This window comes from Dyadobacter sp. NIV53 (assembly GCF_019711195.1).
Classification (GTDB): domain Bacteria; phylum Bacteroidota; class Bacteroidia; order Cytophagales; family Spirosomataceae; genus Dyadobacter.
Map to the genome: position 1 here is coordinate 1,881,572 of NZ_CP081299.1, position 20,532 is coordinate 1,902,103.

General features: G+C 42.9%; 18 protein-coding genes. 5 read left to right on the forward strand and 13 right to left on the reverse strand.

What is annotated here, in order from left to right:
- From KZC02_RS07690 to KZC02_RS07700, 3 genes are all read left to right on the forward strand, one after another.
- The gene (locus tag KZC02_RS07690; protein ID WP_221393563.1) at positions 1-2,685 is read left to right on the forward strand and encodes an ABC transporter permease; all 2,685 of its coding nucleotides are present in this window, start codon (positions 1-3) and stop codon (positions 2,683-2,685) included.
- A 73-nt stretch (positions 2,686-2,758) separates the two neighbouring features.
- Entirely contained in the window at positions 2,759-4,501 is a 1,743-nt protein-coding gene (locus KZC02_RS07695; protein WP_221393564.1) for a serine hydrolase, read from the forward strand.
- Positions 4,502-4,813: 312 nt separating this feature from the next.
- Entirely contained in the window at positions 4,814-5,257 is a 444-nt protein-coding gene (locus KZC02_RS07700) for an SRPBCC domain-containing protein (RefSeq protein WP_221393565.1), read from the forward strand.
- A 252-nt stretch (positions 5,258-5,509) separates the two neighbouring features.
- On the opposite strand, the gene KZC02_RS07705 is transcribed toward KZC02_RS07700, so the two are convergent.
- The 10 genes from KZC02_RS07705 to KZC02_RS07745 all read right to left on the reverse strand — a co-directional run bounded on the left by KZC02_RS07705 (position 5,510) and on the right by KZC02_RS07745 (position 15,074).
- Positions 5,510-6,424 carry an AraC family transcriptional regulator gene (locus tag KZC02_RS07705; RefSeq protein WP_221393566.1) on the reverse strand — a complete coding sequence of 305 codons (915 nt, stop codon included), beginning with the start codon at positions 6,422-6,424 and terminating at the stop codon, positions 5,510-5,512.
- Positions 6,425-6,458: 34 nt separating this feature from the next.
- Positions 6,459-6,920: an SDR family NAD(P)-dependent oxidoreductase gene (locus KZC02_RS32850; protein WP_310590420.1), complete on the reverse strand. Its 462-nt coding sequence runs from the start codon at positions 6,918-6,920 to the stop codon at positions 6,459-6,461.
- Complete coding sequence (locus tag KZC02_RS32855) at positions 6,889-7,197, reverse strand: SDR family NAD(P)-dependent oxidoreductase (RefSeq protein WP_310590421.1); 309 nt, start codon at positions 7,195-7,197, stop codon at positions 6,889-6,891. The genes KZC02_RS32850 and KZC02_RS32855 overlap by 32 nt, the downstream gene beginning before the upstream one ends.
- 11 nt (positions 7,198-7,208) lie before the next feature.
- Positions 7,209-8,111 carry an NAD(P)H-binding protein gene (locus tag KZC02_RS07715; protein ID WP_221393567.1) on the reverse strand — a complete coding sequence of 301 codons (903 nt, stop codon included), beginning with the start codon at positions 8,109-8,111 and terminating at the stop codon, positions 7,209-7,211.
- 528 nt (positions 8,112-8,639) lie between these two features.
- Entirely contained in the window at positions 8,640-9,557 is a 918-nt protein-coding gene (locus KZC02_RS07720) for an AraC family transcriptional regulator (RefSeq protein ID WP_221393568.1), read from the reverse strand.
- A 59-nt stretch (positions 9,558-9,616) separates the two neighbouring features.
- Positions 9,617-10,417, reverse strand: coding sequence for an SDR family oxidoreductase (locus KZC02_RS07725; protein WP_221393569.1), 801 nt, complete (start codon positions 10,415-10,417; stop codon positions 9,617-9,619).
- 229 nt (positions 10,418-10,646) lie between these two features.
- Positions 10,647-11,747: an alkene reductase gene (locus KZC02_RS07730; RefSeq protein WP_221393570.1), complete on the reverse strand. Its 1,101-nt coding sequence runs from the start codon at positions 11,745-11,747 to the stop codon at positions 10,647-10,649.
- Between the two features lie 254 nt (positions 11,748-12,001).
- Positions 12,002-12,895, reverse strand: a complete 894-nt coding sequence (locus KZC02_RS07735; RefSeq protein ID WP_221393571.1) for an NAD(P)H-binding protein — start codon at positions 12,893-12,895, stop codon at positions 12,002-12,004.
- A gap of 375 nt (positions 12,896-13,270) precedes the next feature.
- Positions 13,271-14,215: an NADP-dependent oxidoreductase gene (locus tag KZC02_RS07740; RefSeq protein ID WP_221393572.1), complete on the reverse strand. Its 945-nt coding sequence runs from the start codon at positions 14,213-14,215 to the stop codon at positions 13,271-13,273.
- Between the two features lie 121 nt (positions 14,216-14,336).
- The gene (locus tag KZC02_RS07745) at positions 14,337-15,074 is read right to left on the reverse strand and encodes an AraC family transcriptional regulator (RefSeq protein WP_221393573.1); all 738 of its coding nucleotides are present in this window, start codon (positions 15,072-15,074) and stop codon (positions 14,337-14,339) included.
- 534 nt (positions 15,075-15,608) lie between these two features.
- Between KZC02_RS07745 and KZC02_RS07750 the strand changes: the two genes are divergently transcribed.
- Entirely contained in the window at positions 15,609-16,163 is a 555-nt protein-coding gene (locus KZC02_RS07750; protein WP_221393574.1) for a TetR/AcrR family transcriptional regulator, read from the forward strand.
- Positions 16,164-16,212: 49 nt separating this feature from the next.
- Complete coding sequence (locus KZC02_RS07755) at positions 16,213-17,013, forward strand: SDR family oxidoreductase (RefSeq protein ID WP_221393575.1); 801 nt, start codon at positions 16,213-16,215, stop codon at positions 17,011-17,013.
- A 127-nt stretch (positions 17,014-17,140) separates the two neighbouring features.
- On the opposite strand, the gene KZC02_RS07760 is transcribed toward KZC02_RS07755, so the two are convergent.
- The 3 genes from KZC02_RS07760 to KZC02_RS07770 form a co-directional block, all read right to left on the reverse strand.
- Positions 17,141-18,322 (reverse strand): S8 family serine peptidase, encoded by a 1,182-nt coding sequence (locus KZC02_RS07760; RefSeq protein ID WP_221393576.1) that lies wholly within the window; start codon positions 18,320-18,322, stop codon positions 17,141-17,143.
- A gap of 183 nt (positions 18,323-18,505) precedes the next feature.
- Positions 18,506-19,075, reverse strand: coding sequence for a DUF4136 domain-containing protein (locus KZC02_RS07765; protein ID WP_221393577.1), 570 nt, complete (start codon positions 19,073-19,075; stop codon positions 18,506-18,508).
- 175 nt (positions 19,076-19,250) lie between these two features.
- Positions 19,251-20,435, reverse strand: a complete 1,185-nt coding sequence (locus KZC02_RS07770; RefSeq protein WP_221393578.1) for an MFS transporter — start codon at positions 20,433-20,435, stop codon at positions 19,251-19,253.
- Between the last annotated feature and the right edge of the window lie 97 nt (positions 20,436-20,532).

The following is a 20,532-nucleotide window of genomic DNA, read 5'->3' on the forward strand; positions in this document are numbered from 1 at the left end:
ATGGCCGACCATCTTTCAGAGCCTACCCCTCCCAACTGGGCTGATTCCTTTTTGAAATGGACATGCCCTTCGGAGCAACACGAAGAAATCATAGGTGATTTACACGAACAGTATACAATTGATGCATCGGAATTTGGAAATGCTGTCGCCAGAAGACGGTACCTTATACAAGTGTTAAAATTCTCACGGCCTTACTTTCTAAAACGCAAGATCAATGCACTGAGTGAAACGGCCACATACCCAGCACCATTTTTTGTTAATCCGAATATGATCAAAAATTACTTCAAAATTGCCTTCAGGAGCTTTGGAAAAAACAAAGCTTATACGCTTATCAACGTTTTAGGACTGTCATTGGGATTAACCATAACCATGCTGATTTCATTATGGGTTTGGGATGAGTGGATGTACAATAAAGCCGGTAGAAACCATCAATATGTAGGACGTGTCATTTCTCATGCCGCTCAAAACGGCATCATCGTCAGTTCCCCCAATATGCCATTTCCCTTGGCTGCCGAGCTTCGAGAAAACTTTCCGACGGATTTTCAAAACGTAGCGATCTCATGGGACACACAAGATTACAGCTTACTCTCGGGCGAAAACAAATTCAGAAAAAAGGGCCGGTTTATGGAGCCCGATGGCGCAAAGATTCTTCCTCTTGAAATGATCGAGGGAAGCAAAGCGGCCCTAACAAATCCGTCCCATCTATTGCTATCAGAATCTGCCGCATTATCAATTTTCGGCACAAGTCAGCCAATTGGTCAGATTTTGAAGATTGATAATGAACTGGAGGGAATGGTAGCTGGCATTTACAAAGATTTCCCTCAAAATTCAGACTACTATGATTTGTCGTTTATAGCCCCCTGGAAGCTGTTTGCATCTGGCAAAAGGATGCAGTGGGTCAATGATCTGAAAGATAACTGGAATGTAAATACTTTCGAAATTCTCGTTCAGACACAGCAAAACAGTTCTATTAAAAGGGCATCTGAAAAGATAAGGCATGTTTTACGCAGGCACATAAAGGAGAGTAAGCATACCGGCTCGATACCGACATTATCCCTGCACCCGATGGACAAATGGCATTTGTATTCCACCTGGGAAAACGGCCAGAATACCGAGGGTCAGATCTATTATGTCAAATTATTTGCTTCCATAGCGATTTTCATCTTGCTGCTGGCCTGCATTAATTTTATAAACCTGAGCACAGCCCGCTCGGGCCAGCGGGTAAGGGAAGTCGGCGTTCGAAAAGCAATCGGGTCAAAGCGCGGCCAACTTATAGTCCAATTCATTGCTGAGTCATTTATACTGGTTGCGTTTTCCATGCTGGTTGCGTTGCTGTTAGTACAATTGACCCTACCCCAGTTCAACGCAATTGCCGATAAGAAAATCGGCTCTCTTTTAATAAATGGAGCTGCATTCAACATACACCTACTATTTATTAGTGCAGCATTCTGTATTTTGGTAAGCCTGGTTGCCGGGGGCTATCCCGCGCTCTACTTATCCTCTTTCAAACCAGTTAATATCCTGAAATCCGGCTCAGCAAGCACTGCGAGGGTTTCTTCTCTGCCAAGAAAAATACTTGTCGTTTTACAATTTACAATTTCCATTTCGCTCATCATTGGTACTGTAGGGGTATTCCGCCAGATTCAGTTTGGGCAAAACAGAGCAACAGGCTACGATCGGAATGGGCTAATGTATGTAAAGATTCCGCCTGCTACTAAATCTTTAGAAGCACTAAAAAATGACCTGCTTCAATCCGGCATGATTGCATCGGTAGCACAATCCTCCGGTCCCGTGACCGATATACTATCTAATTCGAGAGGATTTTCTTGGCAGGGAAAGTCGGCCGGTGACCGGGACGACTTTGCAGTAATCGCAGCTTCACATCGATATGGCGAAACGGTTGGCTGGCGGATTCTTCAGGGAAGAGACTTTTCGACCGACTTTGTTTCTGATTCTTCCGCCATCATTATCAATCAGTCGGCTGTTAAATATATGGGGCTTGACAATCCTGTTGGCAAAACAATCAGGTGGAAAGACGGCACTTTCAATGATTCGGAATACCATATTGTAGGCGTGGTACAAGATATGATCATGAAATCGCCCTACGAACCCGTAAAGCAGGCCATTTATTTCATGGCCTACGCACCTAATTACTTATATATCAAATTAGGCCCTGGGGTAAGTATAACCAATGCTTTTGCAAAAATACGTCCTCTATTTGATCAACATATACCTGGTACCTTGTTGGATTTCCAGCTTGCTGACCAGCAATACGATACAAAGTTCAAGGTTGAAAACCGTGTGGCTAAATTGAGCTTTCTTTTCGCTGTCGTGGCCATTTGTATTTCGTGTCTTGGCATATTTGGTCTGGCCGCCTTTACTGCCGAGCAAAGGCGAAGTGAAATCGGCATACGCAAAGTACTGGGCGCTTCCATTGCAAGTGTGTGGAAATTGATTTCGAAGGACTTTGTGTACCTGACTTTGATTGCCATTGCCATTGCAACACCGGTAAGCTATTATTTCTTGGCCCAGTTGTTGGCGAAGTATCATTATCATTCCACTATTCCCTGGTGGATCTTTGGCGGATCAGGATTGGCCGCGCTCACACTTACAATTTTCACCGTGAGTTATCAGGCAATAAAAGCAGCACTTACAGATCCGGTAAAAGCGCTCCGTTCTGAGTAATGTTTCTACTCAATTTTCTCAGAGACTTCATGAAGTTAAAGCCGGTTTAACCCTCTTTCGCAATATGTTTATAATGCACAACTACTTTAAAACTTTCCGGCTCAGTTGGATTGCGGCGACTTCAATTTTAAGGAGTCCATTATCGTGGACTTTATTTTTGATCAATATTTTTGTCTGTTTTGCGGGTTGGTCGCAAAAAACCAACCCTATCACCCAAAAAATTGATAGCATCACAAATGTTTACCGTCCAGATGGACCAGGTGGTCAATTATCGGTTAGTAAAAACGGCGAATTAATTTACTCCAAAGCATGGGGGCTTGCCGAACTCGAACATCGTGTCCCGCTAACAACCCAAACATTGATCGAAGCCGGATCTGTTTCCAAGCAATTTACAGCCGCCGCCATTCTGCTCCTTGAGAAACAAGGTAAATTGTCCTTAAATGATCACGTATCGAAGTATTTCCCTGCACTTGGCAAGTACGGACATCCTATTCTTATCAGACATCTTATTCATCACACAAGTGGCATGCGCGAATGGGGTGATGTTGCCGAGCTAGGTGGGCGGCCAAAGACACTTAGGATCTTGAGTAATCAAGAGGTTGCGGCCATTATTTGCAGTCAGAAAGAGCTGAACAGTATTCCCGGTGAGCGCTTTCAATACAGCAATTCCAATTACATTCTGTTGGCATTGATCGTTGAGAAGGTTAGCGGGTTGTCTCTCGCTGCGTTTACCGATAAATTTATTTTCAAGCCCGCTGAAATGAAGCATTCGGAATGGAGAACTAACTATCAAAAGCTAGTTTTTGCTAGGAGCCAGGCATACGATACGAAAGACGGCAATTTCCAGTTAGCCATGCCAGAAAACAACATCCACGGGTCAGGAGGACTCCTTACAACTGCCGAAGAACTTGTGAAATGGAGCAACTTTTATTTGAACGCAAGACTGGGAGGAGATACTTTTTTTACCAAGCAAACAAGTGTGGATACACTGAACAATGGGGATTTAAACCAGTATGCAGCCGGGATGTTTGTTGCCGGAGATAGTACAAAACGCATATTTCAGCATGGTGGAGCGACAGCCGGGTATCGCGCCAAGCTTGTCTCTTTACCAGATGCTGGAATATCAGTTGCCTGGCTGAGCAATACATCCATGTTGGACACAACAGGAAAAGACTTAGCGATGGATGTTGCCACTTTTCTTGCGAGCCCCTCCTATTTTGAGTTAGCTGCCAAAACAAAGAGAATCACATATTCAGATTCAAACATCAAAGAACTCGAGGCGTACACTGGACTTTATAAAAGCAGTCATAGTACGCGTGAGGTTCAAATTGAGCTGCGACCAAACGGCCTTGAAATGTCTGGCAATGCTCTGACAAGAATTAACAAGACACAATTTGATTTTTACGGCATCCTATTCTCATTCGAGCATAATGGCCAACTTATCATCATTCCGCCTTCCTCAGAGCCGATGTATTACCACCTGACCGACTCAGCTGGGTCTAACATCCCTCACGAAGTTTATTTAGGACACTATTACTCTGATGAAGCCAAAGCTCCAATCATAATCAAAAGCGTGAATGAAAAACTCATTGCTCAATTTGCATCAGGCGATGAGTGCGACCTAATTAATCACTTCAAAGATGGATTTATTTCGTCTTGTGATCCAAAGGCAGATATCTTCTTTAAACGCGACAAATATGGCAGAGTAACGAGCCTGGATGTAAGTACCCAGCGTGCACTACATATAGAATTTGTCAAGCAGACAGGCTCATATCGGCATCGTAGTGGAAAAACGTCAGAGACAAAATATCATTAAGAGTATCGATAAAAACGCTCGTTAATAGAAAACGTGATGATTTGGCAAGTACGATATAACCTACTTCAAAAACAGTTTACTGAACAATTTAGCCTTTTTCCTGGCTAGAATCAAGTAAATCACGATGCAGGTAACAGTTCATTTTAACCACCGAATTAATTTTGGTTGAAAGCTTATAGACCAAATTTATATGCTTCATAAAACTGCCATTTGACATATTGATATTTTCTACAGCTTCGAAATTGATCCAACGGTCATATTGATAGCTACAATATAAAGCCTATCTTACAGTTTATAATTGTTGAGATAAGTATGAACAACCCACTAGTTAAAGATTTTACATATAACGTAGCGATTATTAAAGTTTGGGAGGCTTTAACAAGTACGGATAAAATGAAGGAATGGTATTTTCCACAACTTCGAGGGTTTGAACCTGTAATTGGATTTAAATTTGAATTTGATGATGACAATGCTGGATACCAAAAAGAATGGATTGTAACCAAAGTGGTAGAAGGTCAAACGTTGGCCCACAGCTGGGCTTATAAAGGCTATCCAGGAAGCTCAGAAGTTCTTTTTGATTTGTTTTCGGATAATAGCACAACTACGTTAAGGATCACACAAACAGATTTGGAAAGCTTCCCAAATCATCCACACTTCCAAAGAGAGCGGTTTGAATCGGGATGGGATAATCTTCTTGGCCAGAACCTGAAACAGCTTCTTGAAAAAAATTGGATATGGCAGGCAAAACACTTGTAAGAAAGCTTTTTACCCGCCGTATTAACACGCAATATTTATTTACCACCGGTCTAACTGCCCTGTACCTAATAACTTCTCCGACCAAAGGACGCATGTACAAATGTCTGGGAAAGTACCCAAGGCAATTGCGATTTACTGGCCAAATGATTAAAATCTAATCGCATAGCAGTAGACATGCTAATATATCTACCTTAATTTGTCCTAAAAGCATTATAAGTTCTCACCAGCACATCCACAATTGACATTTCTCTATCAATTAAATGATTGCCTGAAAGCAAGTGGAGAAAGGCTTGTTTTTGTTTTGAACAGGCGGCTGAAAGATTGAGGGTATTCAAATCCTAGTTCATATGCGATTTCAGAGACGGACAAGTTGGAAGTTGAAAGTCTTTCCTTCGCTCTGTCCATAAGTTTTTCCTGAATATGGTGCTGGGCATTTTCTCCTGTCAAAGAGCGCAGCATATCGCTGAGATAGCTTGCCGACATGCTAAGTCTATCGCCCAGCATTTGAACTGTCGGAACGCCGCTTTCAGAGGCTGTTCCATTATTAAAATATTCGTCTAAAATATCCTCTATTTTTTGCAGCAGGTTATTGTTCGCTGCTTTTCTGGTAATAAACTGGCGCCCATAAAACCGGTTGCTATAATTAAGCAGCAGCTCAATCTGGGAAATCAATACATCTTGACTGAAATGATCAATCCTGCTATCAAGCTCTTCCTGGATGATATTGAAAACAGCAAAAATTGCAGCGCGTTCTTTGTCTGAGAGATGCAAAGCTTCATTGGCAGCGTAGTTGAAAAAGCCATATTGCTTAATTGTACTGGCCAAAGGGTAAGAAAGGAAAAAGTCAGGGTGAACAAGAAGAATGTAGCCGGAGCTTGCATTACCATTGGGACTTTCAAAAATTTGACCGGGCGCAGTAAACACCAGGCCACCTTCACCGAAGTCATAATAATTTTGACCGTATTTGGCTTTCCCGCACAGGCTCATCTTAAAGGCAATTTTGTAAAAAGGCATGACCATTGATGGTGGCAATACGCCCGGATTGATGGTCATGTCCTTAATGTTGACAAAACTTACCATCGGATGAACAGGCTTAGGAAGTCCAAACACCCGATGAAAGTCGGTTAATGATTCAAATTTGTACAAAGCAGGGGCTTCTGTTTTCATAACATAAAGATATTGAACTTTAACCAGATATGCCTTACCAGGGCGTTACACCTGTCTGGGGATTATATTCTTCGCTAAAAAATTGCCCGGTCGGGCCATCGCTGCCAATCATTGCGTACTTGGCAATACGCGATCCTCCTTCCTGAACTGTTCCAGTGCCCCGGTGGCCGTTAAAGTCAGTAGCCACAAAGCCAGGGCAAACTGCATTAACCTTGAATGGTGTCTCCCGCAGCTCGTAAGCCAGATCAATGGTGTACATATTCATAGCAGCTTTGGAGGACGGATATACTGCGGCTTTGTGACCGTAATATTTCCAGGTTGGATCGCTGTGCAGCGTCAAAGAGCACCCACTCGATGATACATTCACAATGCGCGGCTCTGGCGACTTGCACAACAGGTCAATAAAGGCCTGTGTTACCCGGACTACTCCGTACAAGTTGGTATCAAATACTTTTTTGTATTGATCAATATTCGCTTCCAGCGCCGATTGCGGCATCCCGCCATTGATTCCTTGCGTTGTTGATCAGCGCATCCAGCACCTGAGTTTTCTCTCCAATTAAGTTACGCGCGGACAGCACTGAGGCCGCATCTGTTACATCCAACTGGATTGCTTCGGCATTATCCAGGCCTTCTGTTTTCAACTTTTCGACTGCTTCCAAGCCATTGTCTAAATTGCGGCTTCCCAGATAAACATGGTATCCTTGTCTGAGGAGCTGGCGAGCTGTTTCAAAGCCAACGCCTTTGTTAGCTCCGGTAATCAATACTTTTTTCATGATTGATTGGATTACTTGTGATAGGTCAATGCAAACTCTTTTGCAAAATCAGCCAGCTTTACTTTTCCCAGAGCCGGTTTGTTTCGATAATAGTCTTCGTACAAACTTCCTCTTTGCTGTGCTGCTTGCATTTCAACTATGCCCTTAGCGATCCATTCATTCATACCTGCATCCAGCATTTGTTGCAGCATCTGTTCAGGCGGGATAACCTGCCATTTTAAATCGGGCATACCGATGGCTTCACCTAACGCTTTTGCGATTTCATTGGGAGATGCTTCGTCACTTGCCAGATAATGAACTGACCTTTCCTTGAAAGGTTCTTCCATTTCTCGCGCAATGACTGCAGCAATGTCCAAGGGAGATACCCAAAACTCTTTCTGGTCGCCTCCATAGGATTGTATAATTGCAGATTGCGATTTGATTGAAGCGATATACCTGTATAAATTCGTATAAAAGCCGACTGGTCTCATGAATTTGATGGCAACGGATTCCGGAAGCTGATTCAGGATGTTCTCGACCGTATTGTGCAGATACAAACTTCCGATCCCTTCGTTGGTATGAGCCCCAATGCTACTTAAATGTACTATTTTTTTTACGCCAGAATTTTCGACGGCTTGCTTATAGTTGTTTCCAACCGTCTTAAAAGCTGCAACAAAATCTGCATTTTTATCAAAGATGTTGCCGATACCTTCCCATGCTTCCATCAGATACACAATGTCAGCTTCTTTAAAAGTGGCTGTTAGAAAATCGGGGTCTTGTATGGTACCAATAGCTGCCTTTGCCCCCAATGCCTCAATAGCCTCGCGCCGCGCCGCTTTACTGCTTACGATGGTCAGGTCATGTTTTTTCCGGATTAATTCTTCTGCTAAGGGTTTACCAATATTGCCTAGCGAACCAGTTATTACAATTTTCATAATGTTCTGTTTTTTTGTATTGCAAAGTTGTGCATCCTTCAAAAAGCAGATCTAACAGAATCAACGGATTTTATAACAAAATTGAGGAAACACCAAGTTAGAGGCAGCACTTGTACAAGGTTTATTCTCCCACATTGTAAAGCAAGGTCTTAGACCAGTGCTCGCAGATTTTATCGCATTGCTTCTACTGATTCTTTGGAATCGATATTAGAAATCAGCCAAACATGTTTTGGCCCTGATACTCTTTCAGTTTTGATTTTGGCTGAATCGGCTGGATATAGCTGTGAAAGTTTTTTGAATCCATGTTCATTTTTGAACCAATACAATCATGGACCAGTGTAATCGCTTTGTGCAATGGGTGTAACAATTGTAGTTGGTTACCGGCCAGTTTTGTTCAAAACAGCCCGCCTTACCTGTAGTATTTTCGACAACCAGGTCTTAGAAATATTATAATTGCCAATAATATTGTGCGCATCCCATGGGATGATTCCGGTTTCGGCCGGTACGTTTTTTAATAGCCTGCCTTTCTTAATTAAAGCTCGCTCTGAATTCCAGGGGGGAAAAGTTTGTCTTTGATTTGAATAACTTACTAAAAGACTGCGAATGCTCAAAACCTAGCTGGTATGCTATTTCCCCTATTGTCAGATCACTAAATGTCAACACTTCCTTAGCCTTTTCGATAACTTTGTTATGAATGTGCTGCTGCGTATTCTGGCCGGTTAGTGCGCGGAGCATGTCGCCCAGGTACCGTGGCGAAACGTGCAGCTCACCAGAAAGATACTGAACGCTTGGGAGCCCTTTCAGCAAAGCAGTCTCATCATTGAAATAATTTTCCAGCAACATGTCCAGCTTGTCCAGCAATGCATTGTGGATCGGGTTGCGGGTAATGAATTGGCGTTTGTAAAACCGTTGACTGTAATTCAGCATCAGTTCCAGCTGCGAAATCAACACATCTTGGCTCAACTCGTCGATAGCCGTTTCGAGTTCGTCACCGATGTTACGGGCAATGCCCTCAATGATCAACTTTTCTTTGTCCGACAAATGCAGCGATTCGGTCACCGAGTAGGAGAAAAAGCCATAATGCTTCATTTTGGCGTCCAGTGGATAGTTTCGCAGAAAATCCGGATGGACCAGCAAGGTAAATCCGAGGGTCGTTTCGGCCACTTCAAGGCCCGTTAGCGGCTGGCCCGGCGAAGAAAAAAACATTCCGCCTACCTGAAAATCATAGGTGGTTTGCCCATATCGCATCCGGCAGCCCGGCGATTCGTTGTAGGTAATATTATAAAAGTCCATGGCAAAAGTATCGGCCAGCATTTCGGCCGTGATCTGCACCTTGTTGAAATCCAACAAGCTGATCAGCGGATGCAATGGTTGTGGCAGGCCGAATGCACGCTGCATTTCTCCAATGGAGTGGTACACGCGCGGTTTAAGATGTTCCCTTTTCATAATCACATAATGCTCTGCCGACGCAAATCGTTCCGGTCTGCGTCAGCAAACATTCAATTTTAAACAGCGGCTAACAATTGTTTGATTCCGTCCCTAAAAGCCTCGTCGCCCTCAGCCAGTCGCTTCGCATACCATTCTTTGGCATCGTCGCCACAAACGTATCGTAATGTGTCTGTTCCATCGGTAGCTGCGCCGTACACCACTTCGGCAATTTGTTCAGATGTCGTCGCGGCTTGGTCAGGTGCCAGCATCGCCGTGAATTTGTTTATCAATGCTTCATAAGCCGGGTGCGAGGCAAACACCGACTTCGCACCGATTTCCGTCGCCACCAATCCGGGTTCAATGGTTTTAATCCCGATTCCAACCTCATTCAGCTCATAGGACAAGCTTTCCGCCCAGCCTTCCAGCGCAAATTTACTGGCATCGTACATTGAGCTTACCGGGAAAGCCATCAGCCCTGCCGATGAGCCGGTCGTGATAAAAAGCCCTGCTTTCCGCTCGCGGAAATAGGGAATAAAGGCCTGCGTCACCCGCACGACACCGAAAAAATTGGTTTCCATTTGCTGTACCAGCTGCTCATCGGTCATCGCTTCTAATACGCCGAACAATCCATAGCCCGCATTGTTAAATACCACATCGATATCGCCCAAAGCCAACACTTGCTGCTTGGTTTGGCGGATTTGCGCCGGATTGGTTACGTCAAGGGGCAGCACGGTTACATTATCCAGCGCATTGAGTTCTGTTTCATTTTCAGGCTTGCGCATGGTCGCGATCACCTTCCAGCCTTTGGCTGCAAACAATTTGGCCGTAGCCCTTCCGATACCTGTTGAAGCACCAGTAATAAAAATAGTCTTTGTCATTTGTCTTACTTGTTATTTTCAGGAGACAAATTTATGCGGCGCGCGGCTGGCGCTTGTAGTGGATATGGAGATTGTTGTAGCCAAAATGGTCGGGCTATCCTTTACTTCTCGCTAGCCAGTGCCAGCTCTTTTTGCGTATCTTCACCCAATGCCATCCTGAGCGTCGCGGGCTGAAATCGACGCTATCAACGATGACCTAAAACGTAGTATCGATGACATCACACTCTGCTTAACCGTTAACTTTTTCATTAAAAGTCAAAAACGGATAGTTTATATACCCTTTCGCGCCACCGCCAAACATCTTTGCCCTGTCTGGTTCGTTGAGCGCTGCACTTTTTTCAAATCGTTCTGGCAAGTCAGGATTTGCCAGGAAAAGTGTACCGAATGAGACGAGTCCGGCGATGCCTTTTTCAAGTTCTGCTTCGGCGGAAAGTTTGTCATAACCTGCATTGGCAATAACCGATTGCTGTATCATGCTGCCAAACAGTTCGATTTCATCATCCGCCGGATAGTGAGCAGGCGAAGGAAAGTATGGACTGCGCCTCATCAGTTCTACAAAGGCAAAATCCAGTTTGTTTAGCTCTTCAATCAGATAAGTGTATGTGCTGGCAGGATCATCCAAAATCATATGGCCATAGGGATGAAAGGGCGAAATTTTAATCCCTACCTTATCACCACCAACTGCCCCTACTATTTCCTGCATGACTTCCAGCACAAAACGAGCTTTGTTGGGAATGCTTCCACCGTATTCATCTGTTCTCTGGTTTGCACTTTCGGCCAGAAACTGGCTTGGCAGGTAACCATTTGCAGCATGAAGTTCTACCCCATCAAAACCGGCTTCAATTGCATTCCTGGCGGCCTGGCCATAATCCCTGACCGTTTGTTTGATTTGGTCAATGGTAATTTCCCGGGGTGTTTCATAATCCTTCATACCCTGTGAAGTGAAATGTTGCATGCCTTGTATCGGCAGTGCCGATGGCGCAAGTGGTAGTTTGCCATTTCGATCGATCGAGTGCCCGACGCGGCCTGTGTGCCAGAGCTGGGCGATGATTAGCCCTCCATGATCATGTACAGATTTTGTGACTTTTTTCCAGGCCTCGATCTGATCATTGCTGTAAATACCGGGCGTTAGCGGGCTGCCGGTTGCATCTTCACTTATTCGGATGGCTTCGCTAAATAGCAGACCCGCACTCACTCTTTGCGTGTAATATTGAATTGTCATATCACCTACAATCCCGTTCTGATCTGCGCGGCTTCTGGTCATCGCAGACATCACCATTTTGTTCTTTAAAGCTAGATCTCCTAACTGTATTTTTTCTAATAATTTCATGATAATAATTAATTGATTGTCATATTATTGATGATGCAAAGGTTGCTGTATAGAGCAGGATGAACTTGTATCAGATCACTGATTTAGGAGCAAAGAACAGTAAGAAGGTATTGGTTTGTTACCAAGGAATTTCAGCGGTATCAAGATTCGATCCTTCATTGAAAAATTATCAGTAGGTCCGTCCTAGCCGATCAGTGCATTTTACTGGATACGCTAAGAGAATTAGCTTCCCAATAGCCAACATTTGATTTAATTTACTTGTTAAAGAGTGGCAAATAAACCTCTTCCACAAATGCTTTTGCTGTTTTGGGCGTGGTAGTCGAATCATCTCGTTTTTGATAATTCATAAACCCGGTTTTAATGGCTGTTCCCATTTCGATCAGGTTATCGGCAAAATCTTCTGAAAATCCGTTGCCTAAAAATGCTTGTTTTACCTGCTCTACCGGCAGCTGCACATACGCCAGTTCCGGATTACCAATGGCCTTACCAATAATAGTGGTAAACTGCCGGTAAGTATAGTCTTTTGGTCCCATCACGGCATGGACACTTTTATCGTTGAAGTCAAGGTTTGCCAAATGCACGGCCGCGATTTTTGCAACATCTTCTGTGGCGACCATCGGTATGGCATGGTCTCCATCTGCTGCTGTGCCGTTGAATCCCATTTTTTTAACGACACCTATTGTTCTTAAAAAGTTTTCCATAAAATAGGCAGAGCGGATGTGCACTACATTTACATCCTTCAACTGGTTTAACCTCACCTCTTGTTCACCAGTCCCGGCCATCATACCATTTCCTTCGTGCATGTGAGATCCAAGACTGCTCATATTGACGATGTGTTTGATGCCAGAATTTTCGATGGCCTCAATTAAACCGCTTGTAACCTGTCTCTGGTAGGCTCTTGTATTCTCAGCCTTAACATTGTCGGGCAACAGCACAAAAGCACTATCGGCATTTTTAAAGGCAGCGGTCAGCGTCTGAACATCGGTGATATCCCCTGCAATAATCTCAGCTCCCAGACTGCGGAATTTTTCTAATTTTTCGGTATGGCGTGCGATTAACGTCACCTGATTCCCCTGGTTTAAAAGGATTTCTGAAATCTTGCTGCCCACTGTTCCTGTGGCCCCCAATACAACTACTTTCGTTTTCATATCATTATGTTAAAATGTTGTTGAATAATTACTATGCAAAGTTGGCCTGATTGCGGGTGGTAAACTTGTACCAGATCACTGTTCTTGTGACTTCTGGCATTATCTATGAAGATTGCCGCTATACATTCCTCGCTCAAAATGAGTCGAGTTTGTCTGCGTGAAGCGGGTAATCTTTGCCATTACCTGCTATCTTTATATAACGGTTATAGTTATACGCATCAGGCAGTTTGAAGAACTGGACCTTCGGTATAGACCTGCGGTTTCAGGTCTAATAAAGATTTGTAACCCTTCCAAAGTGCCACCAACTTCTAGCACCCGCTCCTAATGATAGAAGTCATCCCTGTGGGGATGCATGGGGATAAGCTTATAGGGCATCTAGTTGACTTCTACGACAACTTTCCCAATGTAGCCACCCCGCTCAGCATATTGATACGCTTCTTTGTAGTCAGCGAACGAGAATACTTTGTTGACTTCAATATTCAACCCATTTTTCACTGCACCCAGCAAAATATCCGTGTACTTAGTGGAAGGGCTGGCAAGCACTATAATATGCTTTTTGGATGTAAAAAGGTTTTTGATAAACGACAGTGGGATTTCGATTGGCCGGGGCGTCGGGTTTAGAAACAGCGCTTTTGACTTCATAATTTGTTTGGCATTTTTATATCCCATTTTGCCTGACAGATCAATGACGATATCATAGGTCGCTTTACGCCCAAGCACATCTTCCCTTGCATAGTCTATTACTGAATTTGCTCCCCATTTCCTTGCAAATTCTGCTCCTTTGCTGCTTGTTACAGCTGTTACACTGGCGCCTTTCTGTTTTAACAATTGAAGCAGAAACATACCAAAACCACCGGTCGCTCCATTGACCAATATGTTGGTTTGCGAATTGATATCACCCATTTTCTCCAACGCGGTAACTGCTGCCGTACCCACTACCGGAATAGAAGCTGCCTGGGCAAAGCTGATATCAACAGGTTTTTTCCAGACCAGGGAAGAGGTTACAGCAATATACTCCGATGAAACGCCCTCTTTCATCATATTTTTTACCACGCCAAAAACTTCGTCGCCTATTTCAAGGCCACTTACCGAAGCCCCGATCTCTTCAACGATGCCGGCGAAATCAGTACCGGTATGCTTTGGAAAATTCGAACACGACATCAATGTCATTTCCCCTTTTCTGATTTTCCAATCCATGGGGTTGATGGAAAACGCTTTTACTTTAATCAGAACCTGATCTGCTTTGATCGTTGGTTTTGACTGTTCTACGGTTTGCAGCACGCCTGCGGTTCCAAACTCTTGATATACGATGGCTTTCATGATATTATTTATGTTTAAATGATGTCACAAAGTTGCATCCTGTGACACTGCCAAACTTGTATCAGATCACTGATCTGCATGAGAGGCTCCGTGTAGCCGTATTAATATGGATAAAGATGGATCAATAGATCTCAATCAGATCACTATTGTGCTTTAAGGCCTTAGGCGGCATTCCAAACATTTCGTACATATATTTATTAAGTTGGGGAAGATCGTAAAAGCCCGTGTCGTAGGCAATGTCAGTAAGGCTTCTGTCCTTGTCAGAAAGTGTAATATAGATGGCCTGGCGCAAACGTGTCCACAGCAGATATTTGGATAAGCTGCTTCCGGTCTGTTTCTTGAAAAGTGAGGCCAGTCGCGACGGAGAAAGAAAGACAATATCGGCAAATGTTTGCGGGGTGATGTTCTGCTCAGAATAGTTGGCCTTGATGTATTCGACGATTCTTGTAACCCTTTCATCATAATCAATGGAAGGTAATTTAGATACTATAGTATCAATTACCTTGCTCACATCCAAACTGTCTTCCGGTGTCTGAAAAAATGAATTTGTTTCAGCAGGCGAGTCAAAAACGATATAGTCTTGATTTTCGTTGAACCTGCCTGCCAATTCCAAACCAACATTCGAGTAAGGCTCTATATTCAGTACATTCAAGGTTCCTTTTTCGGCCTCGCAAAAATGGGGAACATGCGGTTTTATCAGAAAACCATGGATGCGCTCGTAAAGTGTTCCTCTGATCGTTGAATTAAAAGGAGCATCATTTGATAAGACGATTTGATATGCGGAATGGTGATGAATCTCAACAGTGAGATTATGGGCTTTAAGAGCAAGAATAAACGGGTTATTGCTGTGTTTTTTCATAGAACTTATCTAAACAATTGAGAATTGTCGGGAATTTACAGATTATGTAGGTAATCCCATACTGCAATTTGGTAATCATTGCATGACATCAGCTAGCACTTTTGCCCAGAGCTTTTGCTAAGCCAGGCGAATATGAATATTGAGGTTGAACCTCTTTTCGAATAACAATCCAGCAAAGCAGTTGGGGAACAAATACCAGTAGCATACACTTGTACAAGTTACATTTAAAGGTGGATATCATTTCTGATTTCTGTACTATAATGCCTTAAATCAACTTCCATTCTAATGAACTCGCATGAAGCTAACCTCTTGAAAGATTTCAGAAATACCACCGTTTTTAATGATCCCGCCTGCGCAAAATATTTCTGTTAAAACAGTGCAAAACAATTCTAAAATTTACAGAATCGGCTCTTTTCAGAACCAAATGGGAAGAAAATCACATGGCATTGATAGTACGGAAAAACCACCGATTAATTAAGAGAAAATTTTGTCTACTAACTTTGGAATGATCATTCCATACATTATCTTTACTGGATGAATAAGAGGTTACAAATCATACAGGCCGGAATAAAGCTGTTTGTCGAGAACGACATTCAGGCAACGCCCATGTCGGCGATTGCAAAAGAAGCCGGAACTGGAATGGGAACGATCTATAATTACTTTGCAACAAAGGAAGAGCTGATCAATGAAATTTATCTTTTTATAAAACAGCAACAACTTCACCATGCTTCACTGGCCAATCAGCAGGATAGTGTAAAACTGCATTTTTTGCAGTTTTCAGAAACCTTCATCACTTTCTTACTTGCAAACCCCTCCTACTTTTATTTTATCGACCAAATAAAAAATTCTCCCATCCTGACCAGCGAAACTAGGTCACAGGGTTCACAAGTTTACCAGCCTTTTCTTGAAATCTTGTCGAAAGGACAGCAGCAAGGGATCATTAAAAACATTGACATCGAAGAAATCATGCACTTTTTAGAAGGTGGACTGATGGGATTTATGCGCTGGGCGATTTCCAAAGGAAAAAGTGCAGACAAATCCATTGTGGTCAACCATATTCAACTCGCCTGGGATGCTGTAAAAAGCTAAAAAAATTTACAATTTAATTGGAATGAATATTCACTCTAAAATATCAACTATGAAAACAATACTAATTACCGGAGCATCGACCGGTATCGGAAAGGCCACAGCTCTATACTTTGCAGATAAAGGATGGAATGTTATAGCGACAATGCGAAACCTAGTGCCAGATTCTGCCCTTGCAGGAAAGACTAACATTACTTGTCTTCAATTGGATGTAACAGATAATGTCAGCATTGAAAGTGCTGTACAAAAAGCCATAAGCAAATTTGGTAAGATTGACGTGCTTTTCAACAATGCAGGTTATGCATTGGCAGGAGCATTTGAAGCCGTTACTGAAAGTCAAATCAGAAAACAATTCGAAACCAATGTTTTTGGCGTCATGAATGTAACAAGAGCTATTTTACCTAATTTCAGAAGTAATCATGCCGGTATCATTCTCAATACTACGTCATCCGGCGGCATCATCACTTTCCCTCTTTACTCTGCTTATAACAGCAGTAAATGGGCCATAGAAGGATTTATGGAATCACTCCAATTTGAGTTAAGGCAGTTTGGCATCGTCATCAAGAACATTGAGCCCGCAGGTGTAAAGAGCGAATTTGTTGGAAACATTGAGTTTATCAGTAACCCCGTATATGACAATTACTCCAACAGCGCACAGCAAGGGACATTGGACGGATACAAAAATGCTCCAACGGCGGATGTTGTTGCAAAGGTTGCCTATAAAGCAGCAACCGATGGAAAGAAAAAATTACGTTATGCCGGTACACCGCAGGCTGGCTTCATCTTCTTTATAAGATGGCTTTTACCACTAAAATGGTTCACTAGCATCATCGCAAACCAAATAGAAAAGTAATTGCATAAAGTACACATAACCAGTAAATCTCAACGACCGGATTAAATCTATAAATAGATGATATCTATATTTCAGAGTTAAATCGATGCACAAGGCCCGATTAAAAATATTTGTACTAAACAAAATTTTATTGCCTTGCAATCGGATCTGGTTGTCCGTCAGGATCATTGAGCGCAAAACCTCTTGTTGGAATGTTTCTGCCCCGGATCAGTAACAAACCAGCTACATGTGGTGCAGCCATAGAAGTTCCGGAAAGAACAGCATACCTCCCATTTCTGTAAGTAGAAGCTATTCGGACTCCATAAGCCGCTACGTCCACAACATCATTACCATAGTTAGAGAAGCTGGCAAAAGTGCCCGCACTATCTACGGCAGAAACAGTAAATATATTGGGATGATTAATCCTGCCGGGAGAGAAATCTCTTGCCGGCTTTCCTTCATTGCCGGCCGCAATGGAAAATAAAATCCCTTTCTGAGCAGCAGCTTGAATTTCCCGTTCAAGTGCAACAGATGTGCCCTCTCCGCCTAAACTCATATTCACCACATCCCCTACACGGCCGTTGGTGTTGATATAGGCAATGGCAGCGACAGTACTCGACAGCCGTCCTTCTCCTACCTGGTTCAAAACTTTTAGGGAAACAATTCTTACTCCGGAAGCAATCCCTAATAAGCCCACCCGGTTATTAAGTGCGCCAATGATCCCAGCAACATGGGTACCATGTCCATTTTCATCATCCGCAGTAGTGGATCCCGTAATGAATGAGCGGCTTCTCACTGTATCTATACTTAAATCGGGATGGTCTAAATCTATCCCGGTATCAACGATCCAAGCAGTTTTTTCAGTAAAATTCGTACCGTTCCCATAACCTGTTTTGCGAATACTCCACGTTACACTAAGCGGCTCTGTCACTTCCAGGCAAGTGCACATGGATAAGATGCGGTCAGGTTCAATGGACTCGATAGATTCATCGCTTTCCAAATTTGCAAGCTGCTGTTTGCTCAAGTGAGCTATAACACCTTTCCGGGCACCTGCAAAAGTAGCATGCATGGCAGATTGTTGAATCTGATACTTTGAAAATAAGCTGGCAGTGACCGAAGCGACACGTGCATTTGCTCCTGACAAACTCTGTACCTCTTTGTAAGTTAAAATATACTCGCCGTCAATAATTTCACCATTTCTCGAAGAGGCACTTACCAGGCAATCTTCTGGTACTACCGCTTCCGGAGCTGGCTCCTGCTGTTTATGACAGGCTATAAAAGTGCACAATGAAGCTATTAGTATCCCTTTTGATATGTTTAGCGCTTTCATAATGAAATTTTGTAAGGATTAAATCTGGCAAACACTGCCCTGATCAGGTGATTGCAAAGAAGTTAACGATGCAAAAGTTCCCAACGTATGACAGACTGGAAAAAGGTGAGAGTTTACCTCACCTCTGACCCTCGGTTTCAAATACAATAATTCCATTTAGTTATTAAATTCTTCTGATCCTGTTCACCTCCCTACCTGCTCACTGTATTTTCTCGGATCATAACCTTTCGCAAACAGCGGATATTGATCGAAAATGCGTCTTACTACACTCCGATAATGGTTGTTTGAGGTTTCAGCACCTTTAAAAATTCCGGAAGCATAACCTCGCCACACAACCTGGTCAGTTTCAGCATCAATGAGCGAAACAATTAATGCACCTTTATCAAGTGAATACTTGATTGGCTCGTAGCGAAAACCATCGTTTTCAGTGTCCACCCAGTTCTTGATAACCGGCTGCATATAACCCTGATACCGCAGATTATCATAGAAAATTCCATAGTTGACCAACAGCGTCGGCTTATCTGCTGACAGCTTGTACCCTCTTACCTGCATTTGACGCCGAATGGCCTCATAGATCTCTGTACATAAATTATTAGTATCGCGTTCGCATTCCAGGAACGTGTAGGACGAGTAATCCTTGAAATTAGTTTCGTAACTGTAATCATGCTCAACAAATACCTTTTTAGTACTATTACATCCTGTTACGAGCATCAATGTGGAAGCGAAAAAGAAACTTAGAGTAAATCTGTGCATACTTAAATCTTTATCTGTGAGAACTGGGACATAAACTGTTACTATTAATAGTTACGCAGTTCAAACATTCTATGTTGAACCTAATTGAAAGAATTCGCCCAACGACAGCCGAACCCAGCCCAACGTAAGAATAACCCGACGAACTACAATCTGCCTGCTCAATCCTGGCACGGACCTACCCGCTGCCTTTCTTCAAATCAGATCCAGAACACAAGATCATAAGGCAAAGTGGAACTGCCAGCAAAACAATTCCTGAACATGTTAATACCGCTTTTACTCCACCTATTTCGAAAAAAATCCAACCACCAACGGCTCCAAAAGCAATAGAAAGCTGAATGACGGCAAGCAATAAAAAGCTGCCATTAGAAGTAAAATTTTGGGTTAACCACTTGGCCCATCCAATCATAAACGGCCCGTTAAAAAAACCCAGAAATATGATCAGGATATAAGTTAACCAAAGAATCTGGTCACATAATACCATGCCCAACAAAGCACAAGATAAGGCAGCTGGCAAAACAATAAGTTTTAAAAAGGGATTATTGCTCAATATTAACGGATCGAGCCAACCACCAAGAAAATTGGAAATCACAAACGTCATTAAAAAAGCAAAAGATGAATAGCCGTGAAAATCTGCAACAGCTTTTACAAAAGGCCCCAGGTACAGGATGAATGCGAACTGCCCGCCCAATAATAGAACGACTACCAGTGTGGCAATTTTGTTTGCACGGTGCGCTAAAAGGTCAATTAAGGCCGGGCCACTATTCTGAGATTTAGATTTAAAATCCTGCGGCCCGACCATTAGGCCAAAAAATGACGTAATCACGAATATGCCAATCAAAAGCCCTGAAGTTTTCCAACCGAGCATTTTTTCAAGAACAGATCCAAGCATCACAACAGTCCCACTGGCCAACAATAGCCCGGGAAAGACTATTGATAAAGATTTTGTAATAGTCTTTTCAGAACCCAGGGTTCTGAAAACTGTAATAAATATTAACGAGAAGCTGCCAGTCACAATTCCGAGCAAAACCCTTCCAATAACAGACATGATCTGATTGGAGCCCATTGAAATGAGTATGCTTGACAAAATCAGCAATAACAAAAGTGTAAGAATAACATTGCCCTGATTGATTTTTCGGGCGACATTTGTGCCCGACAGCATCGTAAAAAAAGCGGTTAGGGCAGTAACCGCACGTCCAAGCATATGCTTATTAAATCCAAGCTCATCTGCAATAGTAATAGCTGAACCTGTTAAAATCAGCTCTGCTGTGATTGACCCTAATAGACCCAGAGACAAAACAAAAATAGTTTGCCAGGAAGGCCTTTCTGCATATACTCCGACGATATCCACATCTTTTTCCATAGTTACTGTCTTAAAATATGCCGGCTACACTTCTCAAAATTGCAGTGTCTGATAATTAATAAATGCAGAGCCTGTATTACATGTAAAATTCAGGCTA